Here is a 13,543-nt window from a genome sequence, read left to right on the forward strand (position 1 = left end):
CCAGGACAAAGCCGCCTCAGGAGGCATCACCACAGTGACCGTCCAACTACCCTCCGTCGCGCATTTGCAGAAGATAGGTGGCCGTGACCGCCACCCCGCGGTCCTCGTCCCGCGCCAGACGGACCAGCGCGCGGTCCGTCACCGCGCCCGGGATGTCCGCCAGCGCCTGGGTCAGCCGTCGGCGGGCGGAGGAGTCCGAGGTGCTGCGGTCGAGCCGGGCGACGAGTCCCTCGGCGATCCGGTCCGCAAGGAGCGGGCCGGCTGCGCCGGTCTGCCCCGCTCCCGCGGCAAGCACGCTCAGCGCATCGGCCGCGTCGACGTCGTTCACCTCCGCGGCGATCATGTCGATCAGCGTCGGGATCGCGTCGGCCACTCCGCGCGCACCGAGCGCGAGCGCCGCGCACCGGCGGACCACGAGGTCCCGGTGGCCGAGCGCTTCCTGCAGCGCGGCGGAGGCCGTGTCGCCCTCCATCCCGGCAAGGGACCGGACGGCGCGCCGCCGCACCGCGGCCTCCGGCGCCTCCAGGGCCTGCGCGAGCAACTCGGGCCCGCGTCCGCCCGACTGCGCGAGCGCCCAGCGCAGGGCCCCGGCGACATTGGTGTCCGTCTCGCTCAGTACCGCCTCGACGAGCGCATCGACCGGCACCGGCACCTCCTCGACCGAGGACAGCGCCGCGCGTTGCCGGGTGACGGCGCTCGTCGACCCCAGCGCCCTGAGGAGCGCGACGGCTTGCAGGACTTCCTGCCAGTCGTCCGGTTCCGCGGCACCGATGCGGCTCAGCCGGGTGAGCAGCTCCGTCTCGGCCGCGATGCGCTCGCGCGCCTGGCGGACGAGGTCGTCGACGAGCTCCGACGGCGCGAAACCGGGGTCGTCGAGCGCACGGCCGACCTCGCGCAGCGACAGGCCGAGCGAGCGCAGGCTCTCGATGTGGAAGATCCGACGGATGTCGTCGCTGGAGTACTCCCGGTATCCGGATCCGGTTCGCTCCGTGGGCCGCACCAGACCGAGGGACTCGTAGTGCCTGAGCATGCGGGCACTGACCCCGGACCGCCGCGCCACCTCACCGATCAACACTGCAGGTCACCACGCATCAACACCGTCCGTCACCCCGCACTGCCCTCACTCGCGCCGACTGTCCCGTCATCCGTCCCGGCCGGATGCGCCCAGGGCAACGATGCGCTTCGCCTCCTCGATCGCAAAGTCGAACCCGGCATCCGGGTCCTGTCGCAGCCGTTCCGTGGCGACGGCATGCCGGCTCACCCGTTCGTCGGCATCCTTCGCGGCAGCCTCCAGGATCGGCACGATGACCTCACCCAGCGCGATCAGAGCCCGGCTGAGACTCAGCTGCATCTCCCGCTCACCGCGCCCCAGTTGGGTCCCGAGGACCGAGGCGAGGCCGGGCCGCTCCGGCTCGGGCGCCAGCACGACGGCCGCCCGCCAGGCGCTGCGCGCCACCTCGGCGTCGGCATCGGTGAGCAGATCGCGGGTGATCGCCGGCCAGGCCGCCGGGTCGCCGATCTTGGACAGCGTGTGCAGGGCCTGACTCCGCGCCTGCGCACCTTCCGAACGCAGCTCGCCGACGAGCGCCGGTACGGTCAGCTCCCGCGGATGCCGGACGAGCGCCCAGGTGAGCATCTCGCGTACGGAGAAGTCGGGCTCGATCGCGCAGCGTTCGACGAGCTTGTGCACGTATGCGGAGTCCGGAGTCGAGCCGGCCGCGAGGGCCGCCGACAGTCGGACCGACGAGCTGCCACCTCCGAGCGCTCGCGCCACTGCTGTGTCCTGTTGCACGTACTGCTGCACGTCCTGTTCCACCCTGGCCACCGTGACCACCTCCTCGGCCACAGTGAAGGGCTTGTCACGGTGTCAAGGTCAAACGGCGACCGGGCCGGGCCGGGCCGGTCAGGATTCCGTGCGCTGGTGGTACGTGGTCCGGGTGTGCTCGGTGTGGGCGCGCATGACCGCGGTGGCCCGCTGCTCGTCCCGGTCCGCGATCGCGGCGATCAGCGCACGGTGCTCGATCCACGACTGCTTGCCGCGCTGCCGGGCCACGGGGGTGTAGTACCAGCGCACCCGGCGGTCGACCTGCCCGGCCAGTTCGGCGAGGACGACATTGCCGGCGAGTTCCATCACCTTGGCGTGGAAGGCGGCATTGGCAGCGACGACGGCGTCCACCTCCCCGTCGGCGACGGCCTGTTCACCCTTGGCGCACAGCTCCTCGAGCGCGGTGATGCCGGGCCGCCCCGCATTCGCCGCCGCGAGACGGGCCGCCTCGGCCTCCAGGAGGGTGCGTACGGTGAGGAGTTGATCCGCCTCCTCCTCGGTCGGCTCGTGCACGAACGCGCCCTGGGCGGGCCGGAGATCGACCCAGCCCTCGGTGTTCAACCGCTGCAGCGCCTCGCGCACGGGCTGGCGCGATACGCCCAGATGTCCGGCCAGTTCGCTCTCGACCAGGTGCTGCCCGGGCCGTAGGGCACGGGTCGTGATCAGCTCGAGCAGTGCCTCGTACACCCGCTCGCGCAGCGGTCCGGGCCGCTCGAGCTTCGGCACGGCACCCTGGGGCAGTCCGGTGGACAGCATTCGCGTCCCCTCCTCGACGGCGGAGCAGCCTCGCCGTACGACTGCGTCCGCGGGCGTACGGCGACATTGGCTATTGAATACAGTCTACCGAGCACCGAAGCCATACCCGGGCGGAGTTGGACTCGTCACAGTGCGTACCCGCGTGCGGTCACGGGCAGCGTATGCACCCGGTCACGGGCAGCGTACGACCTGCCCCGCGTAGGACAGATTGCCGCCGAAGCCGAAGAGGAGCACCGGGTCGCCGGGCTGGATCTCACCCCGCTCGACCAGCTTGGACAGGGCGAGCGGGATGCTCGCGGCCGAGGTGTTGCCGGAGTCGACGACATCGCGGGCGACGACGGCATTGACCGCGCCGATGCGTGCTGCGACCGGCTCGATGATCCGCAGATTGGCCTGATGCAGGACGATGCCGGCCAGGTCCTCCGGCGTCAGACCGGCCCGCTCGCACACCTTGCGGGCGATGGGCGGAAGTTGGGTGGTGGCCCAGCGATAGACCGACTGGCCCTCCTGCGCGAAGCGCGGTGGCGAGCCCTCGATCCGTACGGCGTTGCCCATCTGCGGGACCGAGCCCCACAGCACGGGCCCGATGCCCGGCTCCTGCCCCGCCGGCGCGGGCTCCACGACGGCGGCACCGGCGCCGTCGCCGACCAGGACACAGGTGCTGCGATCGGTCCAGTCGGCGACCTCGGACATCTTGTCCGCGCCGATCACCAGGGCGCGGCGGGCGGCACCGGCCCGTACGGCGTGGTCGGCGGTAGCCAGGGCGTGCGGGAAACCGGCGCAGACCACATTGACGTCCATGGCTGCCGGCTCGGGGACGCCGAGGCGGGCGGCCACCCGGGCGGCCATGTTCGGGGACCGGTCGATGGCGGTGGAGGTGGCGACCAGGATCAGGTCGACGTCGGCGGGTCCGATGCCGGCGGCGGCGAGCGCCTTGGCTCCGGCGTGTGCGGCGAGTTCGCCGACCGGCTCGTCGGGGCCCGCGATGTGCCGGGTGCGGATGCCCACCCGGCTGCTGATCCACTCGTCGCTGGTGTCGACCATCTCCGCGAGCTGCTCGTTGGTGAGTACGCGCGCGGGCTGGTAGTGGCCGACCGCGGCGATGCGCGATCCAGTCATACGGGATCTCCCTGGGTCGACGGTCTGCGGACTGCGGATGCCTCAGTGTGCTGAGCGACTGACGAGTACGAAGGCAGGTAAAGCGACAGGATTCGCTCGCACTCGTTGGAGCCTTCGGACCACGGACGAGGCCGGAGCGCTCACGTGGCACTCGTACGGCACCCGCTCCCGCACCTTGTCCGGGCGCATTCCATACTGTAGACAATATTTAGTCGACACCGCTCCACACACCTCGGCAACGCTCGGTCCCCCTCAAACCGAACGGAGAGCCTCGTGAAAGTCGCCATCGTCGGCGCCGGTGCCATCGGCGCCTACGTCGGAGCCGCGCTGCACCGCGCGGGAGCCGATGTCCATCTCATCGCCCGTGGACCGCATCTGGCGGCCATGCGGCAGCACGGAGTCCGGGTGCACAGTCCGCGCGGCGACTGGACGGCCCGTGTGCATGCCACCGACCGGCCGGCCGACGTCGGCCCGGTCGATCATGTCTTCCTCGGCCTCAAGGCCCACTCGTACGCGGCGTGCGGGCCGCTGGTGGAGCCGCTGATGCACGAGGAGACCTCGGTGATCGCCGCGCAGAACGGCATCCCCTGGTGGTACTTCCACCGGCACGGCGGGCCGCACGACGGACAGCGCCTGGAGAGCGTCGACCCCGGCGGTTCGGTCAGTGCGGTACTCGCACCGAAGCGCGCGATCGGCTGTGTCGTCTATGCGGCCACCGAGCTCGAGGGCCCGGGTGTCGTACGGCACTTGGAGGGCACCCGGTTCTCGATCGGCGAGCCGGACCGTTCGCGCTCGGCGCGCTGCACCGAATTCAGCGACGCCATGGTGGCGGGCGGCCTGAAGTGCCCGGTCGAGCCCGAACTCCGCGACGACATCTGGATCAAGCTGCTCGGCAACATCTCGTTCAACCCGATCAGCGCCCTGACCCGGGCGACCATGCTGCAGATGTGCCGGCACCGGTCGACCCGGCAGGTGATCGAGCTGATGATGCGGGAGACGCTCGCGGTCGCGCATGCCCTGGGCTGCCGCCCGGACATCTCCGTCGAGCGCCGGCTCGCGGGCGCCGAGCGGGTCGGCGAGCACCGTACGTCCACGCTCCAGGACCTGGAGAAGGGCAAGCCGCTCGAGCTCGACGTACTGCTCGCCGCGGTGGTCGAACTCGCGGACATCACCGGCGTCGAGGTGCCGACCCTGCGGACCGTCGACGCCATCTCCGACCTGCTCGCGCGCGGCGTCGCCGCGTAGGGCGCCTCCCCTGCCCGACGCGCACGCCCGCGGAGCGACCCGAGTCCTGCCGGGGTCCGGTCGGGTCCGCGAGGACCCGGGGCGCACCGGATCCCGGCAGGATCCCGGCGGCACGGCAGGATCCGAGCGGAGGGGCGGGGCTTCGGCCCGGCGCCCTGCAGTCGGCCGCCGCAGCACAAATCTGTTCCCAGAGGCTTCCGTTGAGCGCGGAACCGGCGTACAGAATACTGTATGCAATAGCGCGCGGTCGCCATCAGCCTCCCCGAGGAGCGCAGCGTGAAGAAGCGAGACCGAGACACCCGGAACTACACCCGACTCACCCACCCACTGGTCCGCGATCACCGCAACGGTCCGCTGCGCAGGGCGAGTTGGGACGAGGCGCTGGCGCGGGCCGCGGACGGTTTCCGTACCGCACGCGTCGAGCACGGACCGGACGCCTTCGCGATGCTGTCCTGCGCCCGCGCCACCAACGAAATGAACTATGTGGCACAGAAGTTCACCCGCGTCGTGATGGGCACCAACAACGTGGACTCGTGCAACCGCACCTGTCACGCCCCGAGCGTCGCCGGTCTGTCCGCCGTCTTCGGCTCCGGCGGCGGCACCTCCTCGTACGCGGAGGTCGAGCACACCGATCTGATCGTGATGTGGGGCTCCAACGCCCGCTTCGCGCACCCGATCTTCTTCCAGCACGTCCTGAAGGGCATCCGGTCCGGAGCGCGGATGTACGCGGTGGATCCGCGCCGCACGGACACCGCGCAGTGGGCGGAGAGCTGGCTCGGTCCCAATGTCGGCACCGACATCCCGCTTGCGCATGCGGTGGGCCGGGAGATCATCCGGGCCGGTCTGCACAACACGGCGTTCATCGAGCGCGCCACCAGCGGCTTCGAGGACTACCGCGCGCTCGTCGAGCCCTGGACGCTGTCGCTCGCCGAGAAGGTGACGGGTGTGCCCGCGGCCGCGATCCGTGACCTCGCCCATGCCTACGCCACCGCCGAGCGCGCCCAGCTCTGCTGGACCCTCGGCATCACCGAGCACCACAACGGCACGGACAACGTACGGGCGTTGATCAACCTGGCCCTGCTCACCGGGCATGTCGGCCGCTTCGGCTCCGGGGTGCAGCCGCTGCGCGGGCAGAACAACGTCCAGGGCGGCGGCGACATGGGCGCCATCCCCAACCGGCTGCCCGGCTTCCAGGACATCCTCGACGACGAACACCGGGCGAAGTTCGAACGCGCCTGGGACACGGTGATCCCGCCGAGGTACGGGATGACGCTGACCGACATGTTCGAGGCGATGGAGCACGGCACACTGCGTGCGGTCTACTGCATCGGCGAGAATCCGGCGCAGTCCGAGGCCGACAGCGAGCAGGCGATGCGCCGGCTGCAGGCCCTCGATCACCTCGTCGTGCAGGACATCTTCCTCACCCGTACCGCCGAGATGGCGGACGTGGTGCTGCCGGCCACCGCCTCGTGGGCGGAGACCGACGGCACCACGACGAACAGCGAGCGCAGGGTGCAGCGGGTACGGGCCGCGCTGGCGCCGCCCGGTGAGGCGCGCGAGGACATCGACATCATCTGCGAGGTGGCCGAACGCCTGGGACACGACTGGAAGTTCGCCGACGCGGAGGCCGTCTGGGACGAGCTTCGCTCGCTGTCGCCCGACCACTTCGGGATGACGTACGGGCGCCTCGAGGAGCACCAGGGGCTGCAATGGCCATGCCCCGACCCGGAGTTGCTGCCGTCGAGCTTTCTGCACGGCAGGCTCTGGGCGGCCGATCCCGGAGAGCGGGGCAGGGCGGCACCCTTCGGGCTTGTGGAGCACGATCCGCCGGTGGACCTCACCGACGAGGAGTTCCCGATCCGGCTCACCACGGGCCGTCGGCTCGATTCGTACAACACCGGTGTGCAGAGCGGGAGTTTCGCCTCGCCGCTGCGGCGCGGGGAGTACGTGGAGCTGTGCCCCGAGGACGCGGAGCGGTACGGGGTGACGGTCGGCGAGCAGGTACGGGTCGCCTCACGGCGCGGCACCGTGGAGGCACCGGTCTGGGTGGATCCGGGGCTGCGGCCGGGGCTCGCCTTCATGACGATGCACTTCCCGGACGAGGTGGACACCAACTCCCTGACCATCGAGGCGAATTGCCCGATCGCCGGTACGGCCGAGTTCAAGGCCTCGGCCATCCGTATCGAGAAGCTGCCGGTGCCGGCGGCGCGTTCCCACCAGGGGTGAGCCAGTGGATCTGCGATTCGGTGACAGCAAGCCGACGGACGAGGAGCGGGCGGCGATCGATGCGCTGCTCGGACCGCCGGAGACGGCATGGGAGGGAGCGGACGACCGCACGGACGCGGATCTGCGGTGGGCGCGGGGCGGGCGGGTCGCCCGCGAGCGGCGGGATCTGCTGCTGCCGGGGCTCCATGCGGTCAACGATCGGGTGGGGTGGATCAGTGAGGGGGCGCTCGGGTATTTGTGCCGGCGGCTCACGGTTCCGCCTGCGGAGGCTTATGGGGTGGCCACGTTCTACTCGCTCTTTGCGGTGAAGCCGCGGCCCGCGACCGTCCTTCGTGTCTGTACGGATCTCGCGTGTGCGGCACGGGGGTCTGCGGAGCTGTGCTCCGCCCTCGCGGGCCGCGGTGTGGACTGGGAGTCCAGCCCCTGCCTCGGCCTCTGCGAACGTGCGCCTGCGGCGTTGCTGGTCCGGGCCGGTCCGCCTGCGGCGAGCAATCACCCCAGCCCGCCCCTTCCCGAAACTCCTCAATCGCCGGAGGGGCTCTATCAAGCCCCTCCGGCGATTGAGGAGGCCCGTCCGACAGGACTTTCGGGAAGGGGCGGGGTGGGGAATCCGCCCCCGGCGGCGACCGCCGTCTTCGCACCGGCCCGACCGGCCGCCGTCACCCTCACCCCCGAGGCCGCGGCCCCGGAACAAAACCCCGGGGCGGCCGCCCCACAGGCAGGCCAGGAGGACCTCATCCTCCTGAAACGCATCGGGGCCGTGGACCCCGAGAGCCTGGACGACTACCGCGCACACGGCGGCTACACGGCCCTGCGAAGGGCCTTCGCCATCGGCCCCACCGCGGTCATCAAGGAGATCACGGACGCCGGCCTCGTGGGCCGGGGCGGCGCCGCCTTCCCGACGGGACGAAAGTGGCAGGCGACCGCCGAACAGCCGGACCACCCCCACTACTTGGTCTGCAACGCGGACGAATCCGAGCCCGGCACCTTCAAGGACCGGGTCCTGATGGAGGGCGACCCGTACGCCCTGATCGAGTCCATGACCATCGCGGGCTACGCGACCGGCGCCCACCACGGATACCTCTACCTCCGCGGCGAATACCCCCGCGCACTCGCCCGCCTCCAGCACGCCATCGACCAGGCGCACCTGCGCGGACTGCTCGGCGACGACGTGCTCGGCCAGGGCTACGCCTTCGACATCGAGATCCGCCGTGGCGCGGGCGCCTACATCTGCGGCGAGGAGACCGCCCTGTTCAACTCGATCGAGGGGTACCGGGGCGAGCCGCGCTCCAAGCCGCCGTTCCCCGTCGAGAAGGGCCTGTTCGGCAAGCCGACCGCCGCGAACAACGTGGAGACGCTGGTCAACGTGCTGCCGATCCTGAACCTCGGCGCCGAGGCGTACGCCGCGATCGGCACCGCCCGCTCCACCGGCCCGAAGCTCTTCTGCGTCTCGGGGAACGTGCACCGCCCGGGCGTCTACGAGCTGCCGTTCGGCGCGACCCTGCGCGATCTGCTCGAACTCGCGGGTCCGCCCGAGCGGATGCGTGCGGTGCTGCTCGGCGGCGCGGCCGGCGGCTTCGTACGACCCGACGAGCTGGACATACCGCTCACCTTCGAAGGCACCCGGGAGGCCGGCACCACCCTCGGCTCCGGAGTCGTGCTCGTCCTCGACGACACCGTGCCGCTGCCCCGGATCCTGCTGCGGATCGCCGAGTTCTTCCGCGACGAGTCCTGCGGCCAGTGTGTGCCCTGCCGGGTCGGCACCGTACGCCAGGAGGAGGCACTGCACCGGATCGCCGACCGTACGGGCGCCGCCGCGGCCTCGGACATCGCCCTGCTCAGAGAGGTCGGAGCCGCGATGCGGGACGCCTCGATCTGCGGTCTCGGGCAGACCGCGTGGAATGCCGTGGAGTCCGCGGTCGACCGTCTGGGAGCCTACGAATGACTGGGAGCCACGCATGACTTCGATACCGCTCGGGCCGCCCCGTCGCCTCATCGAGTTCACCCTGGACGGTGAGCCGGTCCGCACGCCGGAGGGCTCGACGGTCCTCGACGCCTGCCGGGCCGCCGGCAAGGACGTGCCGACGCTCTGCGAGGGCGACACACTGCGGCCGAAGAACGCCTGCCGGGTGTGTGTCGTGGAGGTCGAGGGCGCCCGCACGCTCGCGCCGGCCTGCTCGCGCCGCGCGGAACCCGGCATGGAGGTGCGCACGGACACCGAACGCACCCGGCACAGCCGCAAGCTGGTGCTCGAACTCCTCGCGTCCTCCGTCGACTTGTCGACCACACCGCGGGCCGCGGAGTGGATCGAGGAGTACGGCGCGGAGCCCGACCGCTTCGGGCCCGACGCGGCCCGCCTCGGCGAGTCCCCTCGGATCGACAACGACCTGTACGTCCGCGACTACGACAAGTGCATCCTCTGCTACAAGTGCGTCGACGCCTGCGGCGACCAGTGGCAGAACACCTTCGCCATCTCGGTCGCGGGCCGCGGCTTCGACGCCCGGATCGCCGTGGAGCACGACGCCCCGCTCACCGACTCGGCGTGCGTGTACTGCGGCAACTGCATCGAGGTGTGCCCGACCGGGGCGCTCTCCTTCAAGTCGGAGTTCGACATGCGGGCGGCCGGGACCTGGGACGAGGAGCGGCAGACCGAGACGACCACGGTATGCGCGTACTGCGGTGTGGGCTGCAACCTGACGCTCCATGTGCAGGACAATGAGATCGTGAAGGTCACGTCACCGCACGACAATCCGGTGACCCACGGCAACCTCTGCATCAAGGGCCGCTTCGGCTACCAACACGTACAGAACCGGGACTGAGCACATGGGACGCGTCACCGAGCGACGCCGCGTCGTCCGCATCAGGGACGGCGCGGTCACCACCCGGCCGGACACCCTCGTCGCCGAGGAACCGATGGAGATCCGGCTGAACGGCCGGCCGCTGGCGATCACCATGCGGACCCCGGGCGACGACTTCGCGCTCGCGGCCGGTTTCCTGGTCAGCGAGGGCGTGCTCGCACGGGCGGACGAACTGCAGTCGATCGTGTACTGCGCGGGGGCGACGGAGGACGGCGGTAATACGTACAACGTGGTGGATGTGAAGCTCGCGCCCGGGGTCGCCGTCCCGGAGATCACGCTCGAGCGGAATGTGTACACGACGTCGTCCTGTGGACTGTGCGGGAAGGCGAGCCTGGATGCGGTGCGTACGCAGGCGCACTGGCCGATCGACGATGCGGCGGGGCCTGACGGGGCCACTGCCCCGGTCCGTCTGACCCCCGAACTGCTCGCCTCGCTTCCGGAGCGGCTGCGGGCCGCGCAGCGCGTCTTCGACCGGACCGGTGGGCTGCACGCGGCCGCGCTCTTCTCCGAGGCGGGTGAACTCCTCGACATACGGGAGGACGTGGGCCGGCACAACGCCGTCGACAAGCTGGTCGGGCGTGCGCTGCAGAAGGGACGTCTGCCGCTGGCCCGGACCGTCCTGATGGTGTCGGGGCGTGCTTCGTTCGAGCTGGCGCAGAAGGCCGTGATGGCCGGGATTCCGGTGCTTGCCGCGGTGTCGGCGCCGTCGTCGCTCGCGGTCGACCTGGCCGAGGAGACGGGGCTGACGCTGGTCGGTTTTCTGCGGGGCACGTCGATGAACGTGTACGCGGGGGTGGATCGTGTTGCGTTGCCGGCCTCGGTGGCCGGGCGCTCGGGTTGAGTCGCGGGCGGTGCCCGCGTCCCCACGACGGCGGGGCTCGCGAGTCGGCGGGGAGCGCCCCCTGCGTCGGCCGCGGGCCCCGTCTTTGGGGTTCGTCGTTCTTGGGGTTCGCCGTCTTGCGTCATCGTCCCACATGTGTCGGCGCGGGCCTACCGATGTCGTCAAACGCCGGACGGGCTTGAATTGTGCGGGCCGAGCGCATTGTGTCCCCGACTGGCCTGCGTGGGCGCGGGGTTGAGAGTGGGCCCGGGGGCCTTGTGAGACGGGACACCGTGTGTTGGTCGGCATGGACCGCGTCCTTCGCGCGGGTTAGCGTCCCCGGGTGACCATCGCGGAGCGGGTGCGTGCGGCGGAGGTGGGTGTCGGGGGCCCGCGTCGGCGGGGGCTCGGGCTCGTGCTGCTGCTCGTTCTCGCCCTGGGTGCCGCGCTGCTCGTCGCGCTGCCGGGCGACGACAGTGACGACAAGGCCGCCTGCGCGCCGCGCAAGGTGGGGGCCTGGGAGCCGGACGAGCGGACGAACGGCGAGTTCACCCGCTACGGGGACGATCCGGCCCGGACGGACGACTGGACCGGAGGCGACGGCACGCATTCCGTGCGGCTGCCGGACGGGCGTCTGCTGTGGCTGTTCTCCGACAGCTATCTCGGCCCGGTGCATCCGCCGCCCAATCTGTCGGGGCAGCCGCACTCCTGGCGCGATCAGAGTGCCCCCTTCGTACGCAACTCGGCCGTGGTGATGTCCCGTTCGGGCCGCCTGGAGCGCACACTGCCCGCTCCGGTGTTCCCCGACCCGGGACCGGGGCAGTGGCGCTGGCCGGTCGCCGCGAAGGTGGAGCCCCGCTCCCCCGGCGCCGACGAGAAGGTGCTGCGGGTGCTGCTGTGGAGCCGCGCCACCGGGACCGGGCCGTGGATCTACGGAGTGCCGACGGCCACCGAGGTGGCCACTCTGTCGCTGCCGGATCTGCGGGTCGAGGGCATCACCGAGGTCTCCGACCAGTCCGGGGTGCAGGATCCGGCGCATCGCGTCCTGTACGGCACGGCAGCGCTCGACGACGACGGCCATACGTACGTCTTCGGCGGCAACGACGGCAAGGCTGCCGCCAAGCCGGCGTCCGACGCGTATGTGGCGCGTGTGCCGGACGGGAGCCTCGCCGACCCTGATGCCTGGGAGTACTGGGACGGCGAGCGGTTCACGGATCGCGGCGGCAGCGCCGAGCCGGTGCTCGGCGACGGCGCCACCCCGCAGGGCAGCGCGGGCCGCGGGGGCGCCGAGTCCGGCGGCCCCACCAAGGGGGTCGGCTCCGCCTTCACCGTGGTCCGCGAGGAGGGGACCTGGGTGCTGTTCACCATGGCTGCCGGGGCCGAAGGGCTCACCACCGTGACCTCGTACTGGTCGTGCGGCCCGACGGGACCCTGGCACGGTCCGGCCAAGGGCTTCGCCCCGCCGCTGCCGCAGGACAGCGCCCCGGAGAAGGACGCGGCCGTGTACAACCCGCAGGCGCATCCGGACGTGGCCGCCCGCAAGGGCCGTCTCCTGCTCAGCTACGACGTGAACTGGCTGGACGCCACGCCCCAGGTGGCCGCCTCGCACGTCACCCGGAACGTGTCCCTGTACCGGCCGCGGTTCGTCCAGCTGCGGCTGGTGCGCGGCGACTGACCTCGGTACCGGAGGTCGCCGGCTCCGCCGGATCGAGCGCACGCCGTTTGGCGATCACCGCGCAGACCATCAGCTGCATCTGGTGGAAGAGCATCAGCGGCAGCACCGCGAGCGAGGCATGCGCGCCGAACAGCACGGTGGCCATGGGCAGTCCGGCGGCGAGGGACTTCTTCGAGCCGGCGAACTGGACGGCCACCCGGTCGGCCCGCCCGAAGCCGAGCCGCCGCGCGCCGTACCAGGTCAGGGTCAGCATCACCGCGAGGAGCACCGCCTCCACGACGAGGAGCGCGCCGAGCCGGAGCGGTGTCACCTGGCTCCAGATGCCGGCCACCATGCCCTGGCTGAACGCCGTGTAGACCACCAGCAGGATCGATCCGCGGTCGACGTACGAGAGCACCTTCTTGTGGCGGGCCAGGAAGCCGCCGATCCAGCGGCGCAGGAACTGCCCGGCGAGGAACGGCACCAGGAGCTGGGCCACGATCTTGACCGCGCCGTCCGCGGAGAACGCCGCCTGACCGCCGATGAGCAGCGCGGCGAGCAGCGGCGTGAGCACGATGCCGGCGAGCGAGGAGAAGGAGCCGGCGCAGATCGCGGCCGGTACGTTGCCGCGGGCGATCGAGGTGAAGGCGATCGACGACTGGATGGTGGACGGCACCAGGCACAGGAAGAGCAGCCCGCTGTGGAGCGCCGGCGTCAGGACGTACGGGACGAGTCCGCGGGCTGCCAGGCCGATCAGCGGGAACGCCACGAACGTGCAGGCGAGGACCGTGACATGGAGCCGCCAATGGCGCAGCCCGTCGAGCGCCTCGCGGGTGGAGAGGCGGGCTCCGTAGAGGAAGAACAGGAAGGCGACCGCGGTGGTGGAGGCGCCGGACGCGATGTCGGCGCCGGTGCCCCTCGCCGGGAGCAGGGCCGCGAGGCCGACGGTTGCGATCAGGGATGCGATGTAGGGATCGATCGGCATCCAGGACGGCCACTGCAGGCGCTTCACGGTGCTCCACTTGCTTGCTCGGACTGTT

General features: G+C 71.3%; 11 protein-coding genes. 6 read left to right on the top strand and 5 right to left on the bottom strand.

Going from position 1 to position 13,543, the window contains the following annotated elements; genetic code table 11:
* Nucleotides 1-46: 46 nt before the first annotated feature.
* From DY218_RS15280 to DY218_RS15295, 4 genes are all read right to left on the bottom strand, one after another.
* Entirely contained in the window at nucleotides 47-1,075 is a 1,029-nt protein-coding gene (locus DY218_RS15280; protein WP_128556573.1) for a MerR family transcriptional regulator, read from the bottom strand.
* A 66-nt stretch (nucleotides 1,076-1,141) separates the two neighbouring features.
* Nucleotides 1,142-1,816, bottom strand: coding sequence for a HEAT repeat domain-containing protein (locus DY218_RS15285; RefSeq protein ID WP_407703631.1), 675 nt, complete (start codon nucleotides 1,814-1,816; stop codon nucleotides 1,142-1,144).
* A gap of 87 nt (nucleotides 1,817-1,903) precedes the next feature.
* On the bottom strand, nucleotides 1,904-2,581 hold the full coding sequence (locus tag DY218_RS15290; protein WP_128556574.1) for a GntR family transcriptional regulator: 678 nt from the start codon (nucleotides 2,579-2,581) through the stop codon (nucleotides 1,904-1,906).
* Nucleotides 2,582-2,752: 171 nt separating this feature from the next.
* A complete protein-coding gene (locus DY218_RS15295) occupies nucleotides 2,753-3,700 on the bottom strand; it encodes a beta-ketoacyl-ACP synthase III (protein WP_128556575.1) in 948 nt (315 codons plus the stop codon).
* Between the two features lie 273 nt (nucleotides 3,701-3,973).
* On the opposite strand from DY218_RS15295, the gene DY218_RS15300 reads away from it, so the two are divergent.
* From DY218_RS15300 to DY218_RS15325, 6 genes are all read left to right on the top strand, one after another.
* Entirely contained in the window at nucleotides 3,974-4,945 is a 972-nt protein-coding gene (locus tag DY218_RS15300) for a 2-dehydropantoate 2-reductase (RefSeq protein ID WP_128556576.1), read from the top strand.
* 276 nt (nucleotides 4,946-5,221) lie between these two features.
* Entirely contained in the window at nucleotides 5,222-7,171 is a 1,950-nt protein-coding gene (locus DY218_RS15305) for a molybdopterin oxidoreductase family protein (protein WP_128556577.1), read from the top strand.
* A 4-nt stretch (nucleotides 7,172-7,175) separates the two neighbouring features.
* Nucleotides 7,176-9,116, top strand: coding sequence for an NADH-ubiquinone oxidoreductase-F iron-sulfur binding region domain-containing protein (locus tag DY218_RS15310; RefSeq protein WP_199566742.1), 1,941 nt, complete (start codon nucleotides 7,176-7,178; stop codon nucleotides 9,114-9,116).
* 13 nt (nucleotides 9,117-9,129) lie between these two features.
* A complete protein-coding gene (locus DY218_RS15315; protein WP_128556578.1) occupies nucleotides 9,130-9,990 on the top strand; it encodes a 2Fe-2S iron-sulfur cluster-binding protein in 861 nt (286 codons plus the stop codon).
* Nucleotides 9,991-9,994: 4 nt separating this feature from the next.
* The gene (gene fdhD / locus DY218_RS15320) at nucleotides 9,995-10,870 is read left to right on the top strand and encodes a formate dehydrogenase accessory sulfurtransferase FdhD (RefSeq protein WP_128556579.1); all 876 of its coding nucleotides are present in this window, start codon (nucleotides 9,995-9,997) and stop codon (nucleotides 10,868-10,870) included.
* 322 nt (nucleotides 10,871-11,192) lie between these two features.
* Entirely contained in the window at nucleotides 11,193-12,524 is a 1,332-nt protein-coding gene (locus DY218_RS15325; RefSeq protein WP_407703630.1) for a hypothetical protein, read from the top strand.
* Here DY218_RS15325 and DY218_RS15330 read toward each other — a convergent pair.
* On the bottom strand, nucleotides 12,460-13,515 hold the full coding sequence (locus DY218_RS15330; protein ID WP_128556580.1) for a bile acid:sodium symporter family protein: 1,056 nt from the start codon (nucleotides 13,513-13,515) through the stop codon (nucleotides 12,460-12,462). The genes DY218_RS15325 and DY218_RS15330 overlap by 65 nt on opposite strands.
* Nucleotides 13,516-13,543: the final 28 nt, after the last annotated feature.

Source organism: Streptomyces triticagri (assembly GCF_003429565.1).
Taxonomy (GTDB): domain Bacteria; phylum Actinomycetota; class Actinomycetes; order Streptomycetales; family Streptomycetaceae; genus Streptomyces; species Streptomyces triticagri.

Coding starts and splice junctions, on each gene's coding strand:
- DY218_RS15290 (WP_128556574.1), bottom strand. CDS start 2,581: ATGCTGTCCACCGGACTGCCCCAGGGTGCCGTGCCGAAGCTCGAGCGG.
- DY218_RS15295 (WP_128556575.1), bottom strand. CDS start 3,700: ATGACTGGATCGCGCATCGCCGCGGTCGGCCACTACCAGCCCGCGCGC.
- DY218_RS15315 (WP_128556578.1), top strand. CDS start 9,130: ATGACTTCGATACCGCTCGGGCCGCCCCGTCGCCTCATCGAGTTCACC.
- fdhD (WP_128556579.1), top strand. CDS start 9,995: ATGGGACGCGTCACCGAGCGACGCCGCGTCGTCCGCATCAGGGACGGC.